Source organism: Shigella sp. FC1967, assembly GCF_001743005.1.
In the GTDB taxonomy this organism is placed as follows: domain Bacteria; phylum Pseudomonadota; class Gammaproteobacteria; order Enterobacterales; family Enterobacteriaceae; genus Proteus.
Genome location: NZ_MIIZ01001308.1, coordinates 1 through 405, shown reverse-complemented (window position 1 = coordinate 405; position 405 = coordinate 1). Strand labels below are relative to the sequence as shown.

At 50.9% G+C, this 405-nt stretch carries 1 protein-coding gene; it reads left to right on the top strand.

The annotated features are described in order from the left end of the window. On the top strand, positions 1-259 hold a 259-nt coding region (locus BHE89_RS21495; protein ID WP_458694251.1), incomplete at its 5' end, for a hypothetical protein. Between the last annotated feature and the right edge of the window lie 146 nt (positions 260-405).

The following is a 405-nucleotide window of genomic DNA, read 5'->3' as shown; positions in this document are numbered from 1 at the left end:
GGGGGAATACTTCCATGCCGACTACTGCGGTGTGATGGTAACGAGATACAAAGCGGCTGGCCGGGTAGACTACAAAAAGCTGTTGGCTGATAAGGCGTCAGGCGTGAAGCCTGAGGATGTTGACCAGTACAGAGAGAAGTCATCAGAGCGGTGCCGTGTAACGGTTACTGGCTCTGTGAAGCCACGGTACATTGTTGATGAGGACGTGCTTGCTCCTCTTGATGATTTGCCGGAAGAAGTAGAGACGTTCTACTGGTGAGTGGGGGATTTTCCCCCGCTTTCCCTTGGGGATTCTGGGAGTCTCCAACGGAAAGCAAGATTTTGTTCTCTTCGGAGAGCGAAAAGTGCGATAGCTGGTCGCCAAAAACAAACAGCAAATTAACGTTAATTTACTAGCCCAACCGG